Annotated in this window: 14 protein-coding genes and 3 pseudogenes; 8 read left to right on the forward strand and 9 right to left on the reverse strand. The window is 71.8% G+C overall.

From position 1 onward, the window contains the following. Window positions 1-5 precede the first annotated feature (5 nt). Complete coding sequence (locus ABZ920_RS22455; RefSeq protein ID WP_361507752.1) at window positions 6-671, reverse strand: hypothetical protein; 666 nt, start codon at window positions 669-671, stop codon at window positions 6-8. Between the two features lie 337 nt (window positions 672-1,008). Further along, complete coding sequence (locus ABZ920_RS22460; protein WP_361507755.1) at window positions 1,009-2,073, reverse strand: biotin/lipoate A/B protein ligase family protein; 1,065 nt, start codon at window positions 2,071-2,073, stop codon at window positions 1,009-1,011. A 1,344-nt stretch (window positions 2,074-3,417) separates the two neighbouring features. Here ABZ920_RS22460 and ABZ920_RS22465 point away from each other — a divergent pair. The 7 genes and pseudogenes from ABZ920_RS22465 to ABZ920_RS22495 form a co-directional block, all read left to right on the forward strand. Beyond that, complete coding sequence (locus ABZ920_RS22465) at window positions 3,418-4,686, forward strand: vanadium-dependent haloperoxidase (RefSeq protein ID WP_361507758.1); 1,269 nt, start codon at window positions 3,418-3,420, stop codon at window positions 4,684-4,686. A 392-nt stretch (window positions 4,687-5,078) separates the two neighbouring features. Next, a complete protein-coding gene (locus ABZ920_RS22470; protein ID WP_361507875.1) occupies window positions 5,079-5,192 on the forward strand; it encodes a putative leader peptide in 114 nt (37 codons plus the stop codon). Between the two features lie 82 nt (window positions 5,193-5,274). Then, a complete protein-coding gene (locus ABZ920_RS22475) occupies window positions 5,275-6,477 on the forward strand; it encodes an LLM class flavin-dependent oxidoreductase (protein ID WP_361507761.1) in 1,203 nt (400 codons plus the stop codon). 20 nt (window positions 6,478-6,497) lie between these two features. Further along, a complete protein-coding gene (locus tag ABZ920_RS22480; protein ID WP_361507764.1) occupies window positions 6,498-7,907 on the forward strand; it encodes an NtaA/DmoA family FMN-dependent monooxygenase in 1,410 nt (469 codons plus the stop codon). A gap of 122 nt (window positions 7,908-8,029) precedes the next feature. Next, a pseudogene (locus ABZ920_RS22485) lies at window positions 8,030-8,245 on the forward strand (LLM class flavin-dependent oxidoreductase); the annotation flags it as partial. 16 nt (window positions 8,246-8,261) lie between these two features. Beyond that, a complete protein-coding gene (locus ABZ920_RS22490; RefSeq protein ID WP_361507767.1) occupies window positions 8,262-9,389 on the forward strand; it encodes an LLM class flavin-dependent oxidoreductase in 1,128 nt (375 codons plus the stop codon). A gap of 57 nt (window positions 9,390-9,446) precedes the next feature. After that, a pseudogene (locus ABZ920_RS22495) lies at window positions 9,447-9,578 on the forward strand (alkanesulfonate monooxygenase); the annotation flags it as partial. Window positions 9,579-9,655: 77 nt separating this feature from the next. On the opposite strand, the gene ABZ920_RS22500 reads toward ABZ920_RS22495, so the two are convergent. From ABZ920_RS22500 to ABZ920_RS22530, 7 genes are all read right to left on the reverse strand, one after another. After that, entirely contained in the window at window positions 9,656-12,430 is a 2,775-nt protein-coding gene (locus ABZ920_RS22500) for a fumarate reductase/succinate dehydrogenase flavoprotein subunit (RefSeq protein ID WP_361507770.1), read from the reverse strand. Window positions 12,431-12,441: 11 nt separating this feature from the next. Then, window positions 12,442-13,209, reverse strand: coding sequence for an ABC transporter ATP-binding protein (locus tag ABZ920_RS22505; RefSeq protein WP_361507772.1), 768 nt, complete (start codon window positions 13,207-13,209; stop codon window positions 12,442-12,444). Then, window positions 13,193-14,077, reverse strand: coding sequence for an ABC transporter permease (locus tag ABZ920_RS22510; protein WP_361507775.1), 885 nt, complete (start codon window positions 14,075-14,077; stop codon window positions 13,193-13,195). The genes ABZ920_RS22505 and ABZ920_RS22510 overlap by 17 nt, the downstream gene beginning before the upstream one ends. Next, entirely contained in the window at window positions 14,074-15,417 is a 1,344-nt protein-coding gene (locus tag ABZ920_RS22515) for an ABC transporter substrate-binding protein (protein ID WP_361507778.1), read from the reverse strand. Before ABZ920_RS22515 ends, ABZ920_RS22510 begins: the two co-directional genes overlap by 4 nt. A gap of 36 nt (window positions 15,418-15,453) precedes the next feature. Next, a complete protein-coding gene (locus ABZ920_RS22520) occupies window positions 15,454-15,681 on the reverse strand; it encodes a ferredoxin family protein (protein WP_067240494.1) in 228 nt (75 codons plus the stop codon). 35 nt (window positions 15,682-15,716) lie between these two features. Then, window positions 15,717-16,505, reverse strand: a complete 789-nt coding sequence (locus ABZ920_RS22525) for a GntR family transcriptional regulator (RefSeq protein WP_361507781.1) — start codon at window positions 16,503-16,505, stop codon at window positions 15,717-15,719. 147 nt (window positions 16,506-16,652) lie between these two features. Further along, entirely contained in the window at window positions 16,653-16,889 is a 237-nt protein-coding gene (locus ABZ920_RS22530; RefSeq protein ID WP_361507883.1) for a hypothetical protein, read from the reverse strand. Between ABZ920_RS22530 and ABZ920_RS22535 the strand changes: the two are divergent. Continuing rightward, window positions 16,870-17,081 (forward strand): annotated as a pseudogene (locus ABZ920_RS22535) (gamma-glutamyltransferase family protein); the annotation flags it as partial. The gene ABZ920_RS22530 and the pseudogene ABZ920_RS22535 sit on opposite strands and share 20 nt — an antisense overlap. Window positions 17,082-17,404 lie beyond the last annotated feature (323 nt).

Below are 17,404 nucleotides of genomic sequence, written 5' to 3' on the forward strand. Positions count from 1 at the left end.
GGCCCCTACCGGCCGTCCCGCAGCGCCGCCACCGCTTCCTTGGCGGCCTTGATGGCGCCGGTGTTGATCTCCGCCGTGTCGGGCGCCTTCTTGGTCTCGAAGTCGCTGCCGTTGTAGGTCACGACCACCAGGGCGTTTGCGGCCCGGGCCAGCACCACGCCCTCCCGCGTCTGCTGCTTGTCCTCGGTGGTGAGGTTCACGACGGAGTACGCCGCGTCGCCGAGCCCGGGGACCGCGCCGCCGCCGCTCTTGTCCTTCGTCCGCTCCTCGTACGACGTGCGCGCCGCCGCGTCCGAGCCCATGACCTCGAACGACACGTCCAGCCAGCGGTAGTCGAAGCCGTCCAGGGCGTTCCAGGAGCAGGTGCGGCGCTTCTGCGTGTCCGTCGAGGGGATCTCCTTGCCCGCCGTCTTCGCGCCCGGCACGAGCGACTCGACCGTCTTCGCGGCCACGGCGGTGCACGGCGCGGGGGCCGACGCGTACGTCCTGGACTCCGCCGTGCTCGACGGGGCGGGGGCCGGCCGGGTGCCGCCGGCCTGCTGCGGGGCGGGGGGGCGCCCCTCGGCCCGGGGCGCCGCCGGGCCGGAGGTCAGCGCCCAGCCCGCGCAGGCGAGCACGACGACCGGGGACAGACGCGCGGTGAGCGCGAGCGGCAGGGGAAAATCACGCACGGCGCACTTCTCGTGGGGGACGGACGGTGCGGAGGAGTCCGCACTGCGGACGGGACGACAGTGTCACACGACTGCCGGTGGCGCGGAAGGCCGAACTCGCTGCGTACCCGGGCGGTCACACTGGGCGCGCCGCCCGGGCGTGGTGGGTGGCGCGCGGCCCGGGCGTGGTGGGTGGTGAGAGGACCGGGCGTGGGGCGGTGGTGAGAGGACCGGGCGCGGCGGGCGACGCATGGCCCGGGCACGGCGGGCGGTGAGAGGACCGGGCGGTGGCCGGTGTGCCGCGGGAGGCGCCCCGTCCCGCCGACGACCCGTCAGGTCCGAGCGGGCGGTGGGCCGGTCAGGGAACCCGCGCCGTCCACTCCTCGGAGGTGTACTTCGTCCGCACCAGTTCCTCCGCGCGGGCCATCTCTTCCGCCGTGACCTCGCCAGTGATCAGCCCGTAGCGGTTGCGGAAGGAGGCGACCATGTTCTCGATGACCTGCTCCCGCGTGAGGCCCGTCTGCCGGCGGAGCGGGTCGACGCGCTTCTTGGCGCTCTTGATCCCCTTGTCGGACATCTTCTCCTTGCCGATGCGGAGCACGTCGAGCATCTTGTCGGCGTCGATGTCGTAGGACATCGTCACGTGGTGGAGGACGGCTCCAGGACCGCCATCAGGGCCCACCATGCGTTTCTGGGCCGCACCGGCAATCTTGCCGGCCTCGGTGGCGATGTCGTTCAGGGGCTGGTACCACGCCTTGATGCCCATGTCGCCGAGGGCGCCGAGCACCCAGTCGTCGAGGTAGGTGTAGCTGTCTGCGAAGGAGAGGCCCGAGACCAGGGACTCCGGTACGGACAGGGAGTACGTGATCGTACTCATGGGCTCCACGAACATGGCCCCACCACCGGAGATTCGGCGAACCACGGTGATCCCGTGCTTCGCGGCCCCCTCGGGGTCCACCTCGTTCCGCAGGGACTGGAAGCTGCCGATCACCACGGAAGGGGACGCCCACTCCCATACCCGTAGGGTCGGGGCTCGCCGCCCGGCGGCCACCTCGGCGGTGATCACCTCGTCCAACGCCATGTGGAGGGCCGGTGCCTGCGGCTCCATGTGCACCAGCTGCCAGTCGTAGTCGCTCCACTCGGTCGCGTGGGCCAGAGCGCGCCGGACGGCGATGCCGACGCCCTCCGCCGTCAGCCCGAGCATCACGGTCGACTCAGGCAGCGCCGCCGTGATCCGGGCGGCCAGCCCCGCAGCGTCCGTCGATGAGGGGGACCCCTCAAGGGCTGTGTTGATCGAGAAGATCGCTTCGTCCGGCTCCAGGAAGAAGTCCCCGGCGACTCGCACGTTGCGCAGGACGCCTTCCTCGACATCCAGATCTACGACGACCAGCTTGCCGCCGGGCACCTTGTACTCGCCATGCACGGCTTCGTTTCCTTCCAGTGCGCTGTACGTGCCCTGAGCTTGTTGCTCCGAAATTCGGGCAGATGCGTACATCTGACGGATTGCACCTTAATACTCGCCTGCAGCGAGCGATGCATGGCCTCAAGAGCACTGGACGGGGAAGGGATGCCGACAGGTTGTCCCGGCTGTCTTCTTGCCAGGAACAGAACCCGGCGTACAGCCTGACCGTCTTGCCGCTCCGCATTTTTTCGCAGCTCAGATGCCTTGTTGACTGACTAAACAAACTGTCGGGGCCGAATCCGGGGGTTTCGTCGCAGGGGCCGGCGTGACTTCGGAAGGCATGACCATCGAGAGGCTCTCCGGCGGAGGGGATCGCAGGCGTGGGTGACCACCCGGTGGCACTCGCAGGGAGCGCAACGGCACAGGTGCTGCGTGCATACGGTGCGGCCGGGGCTCGGCGTCGTCACATTCGCCGCGTCCCTCAACGCGGCCGGGAAGGCTGCCGGGCAGGGCGGCTGATCCGCTGTCGACCGTATGTGCCCAGGGCATCGATGTGTCGACAGCGCCCAGGGTGGCGCCGGCCCCGGGCGGTCCGGCATCCGGGCGCTGCTTGACGAGCGCCACGATGTACTGCTCAATTAGTCGCATGAATGCCCAGCAGCGCTTGGTCTCGCGCGATCACATCGACTTCGGTCGGGTGTGGTCCGCCGCGTGTTGCGCCTGACTCGGCAGCGGGCCGTCTGACCGGCCCTCAACTCCCTCGGTGACCCCGTCGCGGCCCCCTCGACGGGCACGACTCGGACGGGCAGTGGGAGCTGGCCGCGAGCCACGCCGACGTCGTACTCCTGGACGCCGATCAGCCCTCCACGGCCTCGCTCGCCCGCGGGGCGCTGCTGCGCCGGGCGGCGGATGCCGGACGTGACCCGGAGGCGCTGCGGGCGCTGGTACGCCGCGGTCGATCTCGGGGGCGGCACCGGGCCCGGAGCCCTCCCGCCCGCCGACCTGCGCTTCACCGGCGCCGCCGCGGACCTCGCCGGTCTGCTCGCCGACTGGTACGAGGCCACCGGTGTCGACGGCTTCCACCTCCTCCCGACCTCGCCCCCGCCGATCTGTCCGCCGTGGTCCACGACCTCGTACCGGCGCTGCGCGAACGCGGCCTGTTCCGCGCCCACTACACCGGCCGCACTCTCCGCGACCACCTCGGCCTGCCCGTCTCGCCGGCCGATACGACCGAGACACGGAGCCGGACCGATGACGCACGACGAACACCACAACGACCAAGCTCCGCAGGCAGGTTCACCTCGCCGCTCACTCCCCGGCGTCAACAACACCACCGGTCATCCGCACGTCCGCGAAGGAGTACGCGTGAACCCGTTCAGAACCCGTCATCCCGTCCGTCCCGTCCTGGTGGCGCTGGGTTCGGCCATCCTGCTGGCCGCCTCCGTCACCGTCCCGTCCGCCGCGGCTGCCGTGGTGGAGGAACAGCCGCGTTCATCCGTCGCGCTCGACTGGTACGACACGACGGCGGCCACCATCGCGGCGGACGCCGCCCCTACGCAGATCACGAACAGCCGGACCTGGGCCGTCAGTTGGCTCGCGGCGGCCCGAGCCACCCGCGTGGTGCCGTCCGGCGTCGACCGGGGCGACTTCCAGGACGCGGCCCTGGCGTCCGCCGTACACGACGCTCTGGTGGCGCTGGTCCCCTCCCGCACTCAGGAACTGGACGCCGCTCTGCGCACGACGCTTCAGGGCGTTCCCGACGGACCGGCCGAGTCGAAAGGCGTGGCGGCCGGCGCCCGCCAGGCGCGGCTGGTGCTCGCCGCCCGCGAGGGTGACGGCCTCGACCCGGCCTCGGTCAACGCTCCGTTCGCCGTCCCACCGGCGGCTCCTGGAGTGTGGCAACCGACCCCGCCCGCCTACGCCCCGGCCGCTCAGTACGGCAACCGGCTCGCCCGGCCCTTCCTGCTGGACAGCCCCGACCAGTACCGGCTGCCCGCACCGCCCGCCCCGGACTCCGCGCGTTACCGCGCCGATCTGGCCGAAGTCCGTGCCTACGGGGCCGTGGACAGCACTGTACGCACTCAGAAGCAGACAGAGACCGCCACCTTCTGGCTCGGTTCCTCACTGACGCTGTACACCGAGCCACTGCGGGTGGCCCTCGCCCGGTCACCGCATTCCAGCGCCGGACGGGCCAGACTGGTGGCCCTGTTCCACGTCGCCCTGGTGGACACGCAGATCGCCACCTCCGACAGCAAGTACGCCTATCTGCGGTGGCGCCCGGTCACGGCCATCCGTACCGGTTCGATCGACCCCGACCCCGCATGGACGCCGCTGCACACCACGCCGGCCCATCCCGACTACCCCAGCGGCCACAACACGTACTCGGGCGCCGCGGAAGCGGTCCTCTCGGCGCTCGTCGGGCCCCGCACGGCGCCCTTCCAGCTGACCAGCCCCACCGCCCCCGGAGTGACCCGCACCTACGCGTCCTGGAGCCGACTGTCCCAGGAGAACGTGGACGCCCGCGTGTACTCCGGCATCCACACCCGCTCGGCCGACGAGGCCGGTCTCGTCCTCGGCGAGCGGGTCGCGACGCACGCCCTGCGCAACGCCGCGCGCCTGTTCGGCACGCTGTGAGCGGCACCGGCACCAGGTGCGGCCGCCCACGGAGTGCCCCTAGCCGTCACCGGGCTCGGCGTCGTAGCGGTCGGCTGTTGCGAGCACCCGCACTCGGCCTGAGCCCGGGCTCGGAGGGACCCACCGCCTTGCTGTCGAGCCTGCTCACGTCCACGCTCGGTGCGTCGGCGGCAGCTCTCGGCGCTCGGGCGGGCGAATCCGCTCACCGGCCATGGCGATCAGCCGCCCGCGGTGGCGGATGCTGCCGCCGGCAACGCCTCGGCGATCCGCCTGTACGAGTCCATCGGCTTCACCCTGCGACGCCGCTCGCACACCCGGTTCGGCAGCCCGGGAACATCGCGCGAAGCCAGGGCGTTGTGACTCACGACGAGATGTACGAGGCGCCGACGCACATGACCCTGAGGACGGAGGTGGCGGACGTGACGCCCACAGTCCACGCCGCCCACCTCCACTCCCGGCCCCACATAGACCTACAGCGCGTAGCCGGCGCGCTCTGTTGTGCCTGACCCGTTCCTTCACCGCCGTTGCCTCCTCCTGTCTGAGGGGGACCGGTGTTCTCGTCACGGACTTCCAGGAAGGCACCCACCCGTGTCCTCAACACCTTCTTCTTTCCTGCACCTTGCCGTCGCGCTGGACGGCACCGGCTGGCACCCCTCCTCCTGGCGCGAGCCGGTGGCCCGCCCGCGCGACCTGTTCACTGCCGGATACTGGGCCGATCTGGTCGCCGAGGCCGAGCGCGGTCTGCTCGATTTCGTGACCATCGAGGACGGCCTCGGCCCTCAGTCCTCTCACTTCCTGGACCCGGACGAGCGCACCGATCAGGTCCGCGGACGCCTCGACGCCGTCCTCATCGCCTCCCGCATCGCACCGTTGACCCGGCATATAGGTCTGGTGCCGACGGTGGTCTCCACGCACACGGAGCCGTTCCACATCTCCAAGGCGATCGCCACCCTCGACTACGTCAGCGCCGGCCGCGCCGGCCTGCGCGTGCAGATCACCGCCCGCCCGAACGAGGCCGCGCACTTCGGCCGCCGCACCGTCCCGCGCATCGAGGCCTACGACCACCCGGACACCCGGGAGCTGGTGGCCGACCTCTTCGAAGAGGCCGCCGACTACGTGGAGGTGGTGCGCCGCCTGTGGGACAGCTGGGAGGACGACGCCGAGATCCGGGACGCGGTCACCGGCCGCTTCATCGACCGCGACAAGCTGCACTACATCGACTTCGAGGGCAGGCACTTCAGCGTCAGAGGCCCTGGCATCACGCCCCGCCCGCCGCAGGGCCAGCCGATCGTCAGCGCCCTCGCCCACGACACCGTCCCGTACCGGCTGGTGGCCCGCGCCGCCGACATCGGGTACGTCACCCCGCACGACGCCGACGAGGCCCGCGCCATCGTCGCCCGGATCCGCGCCGAGCAGAACGCCGTGGGGCGAGCCACCGAACCCCTCCATGTCTTCGGCGACCTGGTCGTCTTCCTCGACGACGACCCGGCCGCCGCGACCGCCCGCCGGGAACGGCTCGACGCACTCGCGGGACAGCCGTACACGAGTGATGCCCACATCTTCACCGGCACGCCCTCCGAACTCGCCGATCTGCTCCAGGACCTGCACAGCGCCGGGCTGACCGGTTTCCGGCTGCGTCCCGCCGTCGCCGGCCACGACCTCCCGGCGATCACCCGGGGGCTGGTCCCCGAACTGCAGCGCCGGGGCGCCTTCCGCCGCGCCTATGAGGCCGGCACCCTGCGCGGCCTGCTGGGCCTGGCCCGCCCCGCCAACCGCTACGCCGCTGCCTGAGCCGGAAGGATCCCCGACCGATGACCAAGCCTTTGAAGCAGATCCATCTGGCCGCCCACTTCCCGGGCGTCAACAACACCACCGTGTGGAGCGACCCGAAGGCCGGCAGCCACATCGAGTTCAGCTCCTTCGTCCACTTCGCGCGGACCGCCGAACGAGCCAAGTTCGACTTTCTGTTCCTCGCCGAGGGACTCCGGCTGCGCGAACAGGGCGGGCAGATCTACGACCTGGACGTCGTCGGCCGCCCCGACACCTTCACCGTGCTCGCCGCGCTCGCCGCAGTCACCGAGCACCTCGGCCTGACCGGCACCATCAACTCCACCTTCAACGAGCCCTACGAGGTCGCCCGCCAGTTCGCCAGCCTCGACCACCTCTCCGGCGGCCGCTCCGCCTGGAACGTCGTCACCTCCTGGGACGCCTTCACCGGCGAGAACTTCCGCCGCGGCGGCTTCCTGCCGCAGGAGGAGCGCTACTCCCGCGCCAAGGAGTTCCTCGCCACGGCGAACGAGCTCTTCGACTCCTGGCACGGCGACGAGATCCTCGCCGACCAGGAAACCGGCACCTTCCTGCGGGACGCCAAGGCCGGAGCCTTCGTCCACGCCGGGCAGCACTTCGACATCCACGGGCAGTTCAACGTGCCGCGGTCCCCGCAGGGCCGCCCGGTGATCTTCCAGGCCGGCGACTCCGAGGAGGGCCGCGAGTTCGCCGCCTCCGAAGCCGACGCGATCTTCAGCCGACACGCCACCCTCGAAGCGGGCCAGGCCTTCTACACCGACGTCAAGAAGCGCCTCGCCAAGTACGGCCGCCACCACGACCAGCTGCTGGTCCTGCCCGCCGCCACCTTCACCCTCGCCGACACCGACGCCGAGGCGGAGGAACTGGCCAAGCTGGTGCGCCGCCAGCAGGTCAGCGGCGCCACCGCCCTCAAGCATCTGGAGTTCGTCTGGAACCGGGACCTGTCCGCCTACGACCCGGACGGGCCGCTCCCCGACATCGACCCGGACGTCAGCGACCGGCACATCTCCCAGGGCCGTGCCCAGGTCCGCATGTACCGCGACCCGCTGGCCACCGCCCGCCAGTGGCGCGAGCTCGCCGCCGCGAACAACTGGTCCATCCGCGACCTGGTCATCGAGACCGGCAACCGGCAGAACTTCATCGGCTCGGCCGAGACGATCGCCCGCACCATCAACGAGTTCGTGCAGGCCGACGCAAGTGACGGCTTCATCCTCGTCCCGCACATCACCCCGACCGGCCTCGACGAGTTCGCCGACAAGGTCGTCCCGCTCCTGCAGGAACAAGGCGTGTTCCGCACGGAGTACGAGGGCCCGACCCTGCGCCACCACCTCGGCCTGGCCCTCCCCCACTCCCGGCTTCGCACGAGCGGGGGGACCCCCATCGACGACATCCGCGACGAACGGGCGGCGTCGTGAAGTTCCTCGCCGTCACCCTGATCGTGCACCGGCCGGATCCGATCACCGGGGTGCAGAAGCCGACCCATGACCGCTTCCGCGAGGTCCTCGACAACGCCCTGCTCGCCGAGGAACTGGGCCGCCACGACCCGGCGAAGATCGCGGTCGGTGCCGGCACGGCCGGGCTCCTCGTGACCCGCACCTCCCAGGAAGCGCTCAAGGTGTACCGGCCGATCTTCGAGTCGACGCCGGCGTTCCAGAAGCAGTTCGGCCTGCCGGTGGTCTTCGAGACAGTGGAGGACTTCGTTGAGCGCAGCTCCGCCCTGATCGGCAGCCCGCAGCAGATCATCGACAAGGTGCGGGAGGAGCCCGCCCATGCCTGACAATCCCCTCGGCGTCCTCGACCTGGTGCCGATACCGTCCGGCTCGACGGCCGCCGACGCCCTGCGCAACTCCATCGACCTGGCACAGCACGCCGAGCGCTTCGGGTACGCCCGGTACTGGTTCGCCGAGCACCACCTCAACCCGGGCGTCGCGGGCACGTCCCCCGCGGTCGTCCTCGCGCTGACCGCCTCCGCCACCTCCACGATCCGGCTCGGCTCCGGCGCCGTACAGCTCGGCCACCGCACCGCGCTGAGCACGGTCGAGGAGTTCGGCCTGATCGACGCCCTGCATCCCGGCCGCTTCGACCTCGGCCTGGGCCGCTCGGGCGGTCGCCCGCCGGGACAACCGGCCGCAGCCCCTGCGACCGTCACCCCCGTCGTGGACGGCCGGGCCCCGAACGGCCTCCTGATCCCGCCCCGCTTCTCCTTCGAACGCCTCCTCGGCTCACCCCGCATCGCCTTGCAGCGCAAGCTGCTCCTGCTTCCTGGCGCCGAGTCACAGGACTACGCCGAGCAGATCGACGACATCCTCGCCCTGCTGGCCGGCACCTACCGGACCCCGGAGGGCGTCGAGGCACACGTGGTGCCGGGCGAGGGCGCCGAGGTCGAGGTGTGGATCCTGGGCAGCAGCGGCGGCCAGAGCGCCGAGGTCGCGGGCGCGCGGGGGCTGCGGTTCGCCGCGAACTACCACGTCAGCCCCGCCACCGTGCTGGAGGCCGTGGAAGGCTACCGGGCCTTCTTCCAGCCCTCCGACTTCCTCGGCAAGCCGTACGTCAGCGTCTCGGCCGACGTGGTCGTGGCGGAGGACGAGGAGACGGCCCACGAGCTCGCCACCGGCTACGCGGCCTGGGTCCGCAGCATCCGCACCGCCGAGGGCGCCCTCGAGTACCCGACGCCGGAGCAGGCCCGGGCCTTCGAGTGGAGTGAGGAGGACCGGGAGCTGGTGCGGGACCGCGTGGACACGCAGTTCGTCGGCTCACCCGGACAGGTGGCCGACCGCCTGGTGCAGCTTCAAGAGGCCACCGGTGCTGACGAGTTGCTCATCACGACCATCACCCACGACCACGCCGACCGGGTGAGGTCGTACGAACTGCTTGCGCAGGAGTGGAGCCGGAGGTGAGCGGGGGGAGGCCCGGCATGCGGGAGACCGCCGCCGGGCGCCCTGCGCGCGGCCCGGGCGGAGGCGAACCGTCTCCTGGAGGGCTTCGATCCGGATACCGTGCGGTCGGTCCAGGCCGGGCTCGCCCGCAGCGAGTCCGAGGGGCAGCAGCGGATGCGCGCCCTGCACGGCGGCGGCCGCGACCGCATGGCTTGTGAGGGCCTTGTCAGCACGACCCACGTCGCTGCCCGCGCTCCGGAGCTGTCGTCTGTGTCGCAGCGGTTCGCTCACAGTGCCCGGGCCGCGTAGGCCCTGACGTCCGCGTCCGTGTCCGTCGTCGCCGTGGCCAGAGCCGCTCGGGCGTCCTCGGTGGCACGGTGCCGGGTCAGTGCTGCCACGGCGGCTTTGCGGACGTCGGCGTTGGGGTCGGCGAGGGCCTTGGCGAGGGCGGGTACGGCGAGGCCGGGGGCCGCGAGGGAGAGGGCGGTGGCCGCGCCGGCCCGCACTTGCCAGGCCGGGTCGGACAGGGCCGCGTCCGCGCGTGCGGCCAGGGGCGCCGGGCAGCCGGTCGTGCCCAGTGCTTCGTAGGCGGCCGCACGCACCAGGGCGTCGGGATCGTCGATGAGCTCGGTGAGGGCCGAGAGGACCATGTCGGGTCCGGGGCCGCCCGACGTGGTGTCGTCGAGCTGTCCCGCGGTCACGGTGGCCAGGGCCTTGGCGATGGTGACGCGGACCTCGCGGGACGGGTCGGCGGTCGCCGCGCGGGCCAGCTCACCGGCGGCGTCGACCGACACGAGTGCTCGTACGCCCGCGATACGCACGGCGATGTCCGCGTCCGAAAGAGAGCCCGCGAACAGCCCGGTGTCACCCAGGCGCAGGGCACGCAGGACGTCGAGTGCGGCGGCACGCGCGACGGGGTCGGCTTCGGACAGGGCGGCGACGAGGCCGTCGCGCAGGGCTGGTTCAGGGGCCAGCGTCTCGACCAGTTCGCGCAGTGAGGCCGCCGCGGCAGCGCGGACGCCGGCGTCGGGGTCGGCGAGCGTGGCGGCCAGTGCCGGTCCGGTGCCCGGCGGCACCGTCTCCGTCAGCACGGTGACGGCCGTTCGGCGAACGGTGGGTTCGGGGTCGGTCAGGTAAGGGGCGAGGGCGGAGAGCCGGGGCTCGTCCTCCGCGAGGGAGAGCAGTTCGAGCAGGCGCGGTGTGGCCGGCGTGTCCGTGTCGGAACCGGGGCGGGCGGTCGTATCGGGCAGGGCGGGCTCCTGCCGTATCGCCACCGGCGCCGCTTCCCGGGCCCCAGCGGTCGCCACCTGTTCCGGGTGGACCTCGCCGAGGCGGCGGGAGGGCCCGCCGACCGCGGTGAGGCCGTCGACCGGGACCAGATAGGGAGCCACGGGACGCGCCGTGAACTCCATCGCGCCGGTAGGGGACTTGCGCAGGTCGAGGTGGTGGAACCAGGACGCGTCGTCACGGTGGGGGTGGTCGAGGCGGTCGTGGTAGAGGCCCCAGCGGGACTCCGTGCGGGCCAGGGAGGCCCGCGCGGCCATCTCCGCGCAGTCGCGGATGAAGCTCACCTCCGCGCAGCGCATCAGCTCGTGCGGGGTGCGGGCGCCCATCGTGGCGATGTCGTCGTGCATCCGCTCGAACGCCTCCAGGGCCAGCGACAGCCGGGCGCCGGACTTCGGCGGTGCCACGTAGTCGTTCACGAAGCGGCGCAGCTTGTACTCGACCTGGGGCTGCGGCGGGCCGTCGGGGTTACGCAGCGGGCGGTAGATCAGCTGATGCGCCTCCTGGAGCTGGTCGAGGGGCAACTCCCCTTCGTACGGCGTGTACTGGGACGCGTCCGCGCCCGCCAGGTCCCCGAAGACGAACGCGCCGATCATGTAGTTGTGCGGGACACAGGCCAGGTCCCCGGCGGCGTACAGGCGGGGGACGGTCGTACGGGCATGGTCGTCGACCCGTACTCCCGAGGCCGAGTGGCCGCCGCACAGGCCGATTTCCGAGATGTGCATCTCGACGTCGTGGGTGCGGTAGTCGTGGCCGCGGCCGGAGTGGAAGGTGCCTCGGGTCGGGCGCTCGGTGGAGTGAAGGATCGACTCCAGGGCCGAGATCGACTCCTCCGGGAGGTGGCTCAGCTTCAGGTAGACCGGGCCGCGGTCGCTCGCGACCTCCTCCGCGAACTCCGCCATCATCTGGCCCGACCAGTAGTCGGAGTCGACGAAGCGTTCGCCGTGCCGGTTGACCTGGTAGCCGCCGAAGGGATTGGCGACATACGCGCAGGCGGGACCGTTGTAGTCCTTGATCAGCGGGTTGATCTGGAAGCACTCGATGCCGGTCAGCTCGGCGCCCGCGTGATACGCCATCGCGTAGCCGTCACCCGCGTTCGTCGGATTCTCGTACGTGCCGTACAGGTACCCGGAGGCAGGCAGGCCGAGGCGGCCGCACGCGCCGGTCGCCAGGATCACCGCGCCCGCGCGGACGGTGACGAAGGCGCCCGTGCGGGTGTGAAAGCCCACCGCGCCCACGGCATGCCCTTCCGCTGTGAGTACGCGCACCGGCATCACCCGGTTCTCGATCCGGATCCGCTCGCGCATCTCGCGCCGCCGCAGTTGCCGGTACAGGACCTTCTTGACGTCCTTGCCCTCCGGCATCGGCAGCACGTACGAGCCGGAGCGGTGGACCTGACGGACCGCGTACTCGCCGTGCTCGTCCTTCTCGAACTTCACGCCGTACGACTCCAGCCGCTGGACCATGGCGAAGCCGCGGGTTGCGGTCTGGCGGACGGTGGTCTGGTCGACGATGCCGTCGTTGGCGCGGGTGATCTCGGCGACGTAGTCGTCAGGTTCGGCGCGGCCCGGGATGACCGCGTTGTTGACGCCGTCCATGCCCATGGCGAGCGCGCCCGAGTGGCGGACGTGGGCCTTCTCCAGGAGCAGGACGTCCGCGCCGTGCTCGGCGGCGGTCAGGGCCGCCATGGTGCCGGCGGTGCCGCCGCCGATGACGAGGACGTCGCAGGTCAGTTCCTCGGCGTCGGTGAGGGCCGGGATCTGCAGGGGGGTGTCCACCAGTGTGCCTTTCAGGAACCGAGTGACGTGAGGACTTCGCGCCGCAGGGCGATACGCGCCGGATCGTCGTGGGCGGCGCGCTCGCGCGGGCGCGGTATGTCCCGTACGGCGATGAGGCGGCCCGCGCCCAGCAGGGCCACGCGGTCGCCGAGGAAGAGGGCCTCGTCCACGTCGTGGGTGACGAAGACGACGGTGGCGCCCGTGCCGCGCAGCACCTCCACCAGCAGGTCCTGCATGCCGGCGCGGGTCTGGGCGTCGAGGGCGCCGAACGGTTCGTCCATGAGGACGGCACGGGGCGCACCCGCGAGGGCCCGGGCCAGTTGGGCGCGCTGACGCTGGCCACCGGAGACGCGGTGCGGCAGGTGCCGGGACTGTTCCGTCAGCCCGACGCGGGTGAGCCATGCCTCGGCCTGTGTACGGCGTTCGGCGCGGGCCAAGCCCTTGATGGCAAGGGGAAGTTCGACGTTCGCGTGCAGGGTGCGCCAGGGAAGCAGGGCGTCCTCCTGGAACACGAGGGCGCGTTCGGCGGACGGGGCGGTCAGGGGGCGTCCGTCCTGTGTGATCCCTCCGGAGAGCAGGGGCAGAAGTCCGGCCAGGGTGCGCAGAAGGGTCGACTTGCCACAGCCGGAGGAGCCGACGACGGTCAGGATCTCTCCGGGGGCCACATCAAGGTCGACCTTGTCCAGCACGGGCGCGCCGGGGCGTCCGAGAGCGGCGTCGTGCAGGGCGAGGCGGGTGCCGGTGCGGGACGGTGAACGGACGTCAGACGAGCTGGTCATGAGACACGTCCTCCTTGGGCCGGGGGCCGACCCGTGCGGGGGAGGGGGCTTCGCGCGTCCGCCGCGGGAGGCGCGCGCCGGGGACGTAGGAGGTGCGCGGCAGCCATCGGGTCAGGCGGCGGCCCAGGAGCTCGACGGCTGTGGAGGTGAGCCAGCCGAGGACGCCGATGGTGACCATGCCGACGAAGACGCCGGGGTAGTCGACGATCGTGTAGTCCTGCCAGGTGCGGTAGCCGACGCCGTACTGGCCGGAGATCATCTCGGCGGAGATCACGCAGATCCACGAGACGCCGATGCCGACCGACAGGCCGCCGAAGACGCCGGGCAGGGCGCCCGGCAGGACGACCGAGCCGAGGATGCGCCACCGGCCGCCGCCCATCGTCAGCACGGCCTCCTCCCACACGGGCGTCAGCGCACGGACGGCGTGCCGGGTGGAGACCAGGACCGGAAAGAAGGCGGCGGTGAAGGTGATGAAGACGATGCCCTGTTCGTTGGAGGGGAAGAGGAGGATCGCGACGGGGACCAGAGCGATCGCCGGGATCGGGCGGACCACCTCCAGCAGTGGGCCCAGCAGGTCCTCGGCCAGTCGGGAGCGTGCCACGAGCACGCCCCCTGCCACACCCAGCACCGCCGCCAGCAGGAAGCCGGTGAGGATGCGGGTCAGGCTGTCGGTGAGGTCCGTCCAGTAGTCGGCCCCGGCGAGGCGGTCGGCGAAGGCGCGGGCGACGTCGGTGACCGTGGGGAACTGCGAGAAGCGCAGCCACAGGTCGACGTCCAGGCTGGTCAGGAGCTGCCACAGGCCGAGGGCGGCGGCCAGGGCGGCTGCTCGCAGTGCGTACCGGGAGGCTCGTGGTGCGGGCCCGCTCACGAGGCACGCTCCAGGGCGTCGGCGTAAGTGATGACACGCGCCCCGTCGTGCCGGTCGACGTACGCCTGCGCGGTCGCCGGGGCGACGAACGGCAGCAGCTTCTCGCCGTCGGTCACCCACACCGCCTTGTCGGCGAACCAGAGGGTGCCGGTGTTGGCGTCGGGGACGTAGGCGGCGCGGATGCCATCGGGGTGGACGGCCACGTAAGTCAGAAGCTCCGCCGGGGACTTGAAGGTCCTGGTCTCCTGGGCGGCCTTCGGCCACACCTCGCTCGCGGCGGCGGGCGGCGTGGCCGCGAGCTGCTTCCCGTACGAGGCCCCGAGCGCCTTCTTCACGTACTGGTCGTCGACGAACGCGTCCACGTCCACGTCGCCGGTCAGCTTCGCCGCCTTCAGCACCGACACGTCCTGCTTCAGCGCGGAGACGAGCTGCGGCTTGACCGCCGGGTCGAAGGTGGAGATGCCGTGGGCGCCGTTGTAGAGGTACACGACCTCGGCGGGCAGACCGGTGGCCCTCGCGACCCTCTCGGCGGCGGCGACGGGGTGGGTGTTGAGGTAGTCGGTGGCCTGTGCCTGGGCCTTCAGGAAGGCCTCCAGGACGGCCGGTCGGTCCTTGGCGAAGTCCTCGCGGGCGGCGACCCCGTGGAAGGTGGGCAGGTTCAGCTGGGCGCCGTCGTACAGGGCCTTCGCCTTGCCCTGGTAGGTGAGCAGGCCGGGCCAGGCGACGAACTGCGACAGCGCGTCCGCGCTGCCCGCGGCCAGAGCCGAAGCGCCCACCGCGGGCTGCTGGTTGAGCTTCTCGATGCCGTCGTTCGGGTCGATGCCGGCGCGTTGCAGGGCCCGTACGAGAGTGCCGTCGGCGGCGGAGCCGACGCTCGTGGAGACCTTCTTTCCCTTCAGGTCCTTCAGGGAGGTGAGTCCCGAGCCGGGTGCGGTGACGATGGTGTTGAGGCCGCCGCGCAGGTTGTAGCCGGTGACCGAGACCAGATGGGTGGGGCGGTTCAGCTGCTTGCCGCGGGCCGCGTTGATGAGCAGCGGGAAGTCGCCCATCGAGCCGATGTCGATCTTCCCGGCGGTCATCTGGGCGGTGATGGGGGCGCCGGTGGCGTAGTCCTGCCAGACGACCTTGTAGGTGCGGCCGTCGCCGAGCGAGGTCAGCTGCTTCTCGAAGTAACCGAGGGAGCGGAGCAGGGTGCCGGCTGTGACCGTGTTGATGGTCTTGGACTGGTAGCCGACGGTGACGGTGACCGTGGAGCCGTCGCCGGCCTCGGCGTCACCGCCGCAGGCGCTGAGCGGGAGCAGAAGGACAACTGCGGATACTGCGACTGCCGTGCGTTTCATGGTGGTTCGGCCTTTCACCGGAGCAGGTCAAGGGGATCAGCGGAGCAAATAGGGCATGTTGACCGTGACGGCTCCGGTGGGACAGCGGGCCGCGCACGGACCGCAGTACCAGCACTCGTCGACGTGCATGTACGCCTTGCCGCTGTCGGTGTCGATGGCGAGGGAGTCCAACGGGCACATGTCCACGCAGAGCGTGCAGCCGTCGATGCACTTCGACTCGTCGATGGTCACGGGCACGTCGGCCCGCTGGGGCACCAAGGGCATGGCTGTCTCCAGAATGGTGCTTCAGTGAGGTGGTGTCAGAGGGAGCGGTACAGCAGGCCGCTCATGGTGATGCGGTCGCCGCGGAAGCGGATGAACTCCAGGTCTACGGGGCGCCCGTCGGCGAGGTGCGTGAGGCGTTCCAGCATCAGGACGGCCGCACCGCGCGGGGCCTGAAGCACGGCGGCGGAATGGGCGTCCGCGTTGACCGCCTCCAGCGTGATGCCGGCGTGTCCGAGGCGCTGGCCGGTGAGAGACTCCAGGAGGCGGAAGACGTCGGTGTTCTCCAGGTCGCAGCCGAGCAGGGCCGTGCCGATGTCCAGGGGGATGTAGCTGAGGTCCAGGGACAGGGGGAGGCCGTTCAGGCGGCGCAGGCGTTCGATGTAGAGGACGTCGGCGCCGGGTGGGACGCGGAGGCGCTCGGCGACCGGGGCGGGGGCCGGGACCGGGCCCATGGTGCGGACCTCGTTGGTGACGCGGCCGTGCTCGTGCAGGGTCTCCGCGAGGCCCATCAACCGGTCGAGTCCATGGGGGTACTTCTGGGCGACGACCACCGTGCCGACGCCGGGGAGGCGCTCCACCAGGCCCTCGGCGCGCAGGAGGTCGAGGGCCTGACGGACGGTGTTGCGGGAGGCTCGGTAGTCGGTGGCGAGAGTCGACTCGTGCGGGAGGGTGCCGCCCGGGAAGCCCCCGGTGAGGAGGAGGTGACGCAGGAGGTCGGCGAGCTGGCGTGCCTGGTCCGCGCGCAGCCGACGCCGTGTGCGCTGGGCGGCGACGGTGGGCGCGCCCTGGCCGGCGTGGTCTCGGATGCGGTCGGTGGGTGGCATGTTCGGGACCATACCGATCCGGTAGGGATAGTGGTGTTGCGGAAGTGTTGCGCCACCTGAAGCATCGCCGGATGCGTCGCTGACCTGGGCTTTCGGTGGACGGAAGGGAAGATCTGCCAGGGTCCGCCGGCACCGAACGGGAAGGGCCTACGCCCGTCCTGTCCACTGGGCCAGCCGGGCGCGCAGCCGGCTCAGGCGGTCGATCTCGGCGTCGATGGCCGCCAGCCTCCGCTCGACCACGCCGGAGGCGGGGGACGTCGCGTCGGCGTTCGCGCACCGCCGCCCCGGATCCTCGACCATGAGCTGGATCCGGTCGGCGATGCCGCGCAGGTCGGGGCGTGGACGCCCGGCCTCCGGCGGTGCGCGGCGCCCCACCCTGGACACCGGCGGCCACCACACACCGGCACCCTCACGGCCGCGGACCTGGCCTCCTGGTCGGCGACCTACGAGGCCCCGGCGACGTACGACTGGAACGGCTGGACCGTGCGCAAGGCCGGCCCCTGGAGCCAGGGCCCGGCGTTCCTTCAGCAGCTCGCCCTCCTCCCGCCCGGGCTGCCCGCCTACGGGTCCGCCGACACCGAGCCGCAGGCGCCGTGCCGGGAACACGCCGTGCGGGGCGGCGGTGCTGGGCGGCAGCCCTGCCGACGGGGTGGGAACGGCGCCGGGTGGCGTGCCGTGCTGGGCGGTGGGCGGGCACCACCGTGCCGGGTCGGGCCCGGCCGTGCCCGCGCCGGGCAGGGCCGACGGGCGGGCACCGGGCCGGGCCGGGCGGCGTGGCGGGGCGGGGCCCGGGAGCCGCTGCTGGGCCCGGCGCCGGACGGGCCTCGCAGAGGCTCGTGCCCGCTCCGGGTGTTCACCCCGATTCCACCTGGAGCACACCGGCCGGGCGGGCGGTGTCA

This window comes from Streptomyces sp. NPDC046831, assembly GCF_040645305.1.
GTDB lineage: Bacteria > Actinomycetota > Actinomycetes > Streptomycetales > Streptomycetaceae > Streptomyces.

Coding starts and splice junctions, on each gene's coding strand:
- ABZ920_RS22470 (WP_361507875.1), top strand. CDS start 5,079: ATGACCCTGAGGACGGAGGTGGCGGACGTGACGCCCACAGTCCACGCC.
- ABZ920_RS22480 (WP_361507764.1), top strand. CDS start 6,498: ATGACCAAGCCTTTGAAGCAGATCCATCTGGCCGCCCACTTCCCGGGC.
- ABZ920_RS22490 (WP_361507767.1), top strand. CDS start 8,262: ATGCCTGACAATCCCCTCGGCGTCCTCGACCTGGTGCCGATACCGTCC.
- ABZ920_RS22505 (WP_361507772.1), bottom strand. CDS start 13,209: ATGACCAGCTCGTCTGACGTCCGTTCACCGTCCCGCACCGGCACCCGC.
- ABZ920_RS22515 (WP_361507778.1), bottom strand. CDS start 15,417: ATGAAACGCACGGCAGTCGCAGTATCCGCAGTTGTCCTTCTGCTCCCG.
- ABZ920_RS22520 (WP_067240494.1), bottom strand. CDS start 15,681: ATGCCCTTGGTGCCCCAGCGGGCCGACGTGCCCGTGACCATCGACGAG.
- ABZ920_RS22525 (WP_361507781.1), bottom strand. CDS start 16,505: ATGCCACCCACCGACCGCATCCGAGACCACGCCGGCCAGGGCGCGCCC.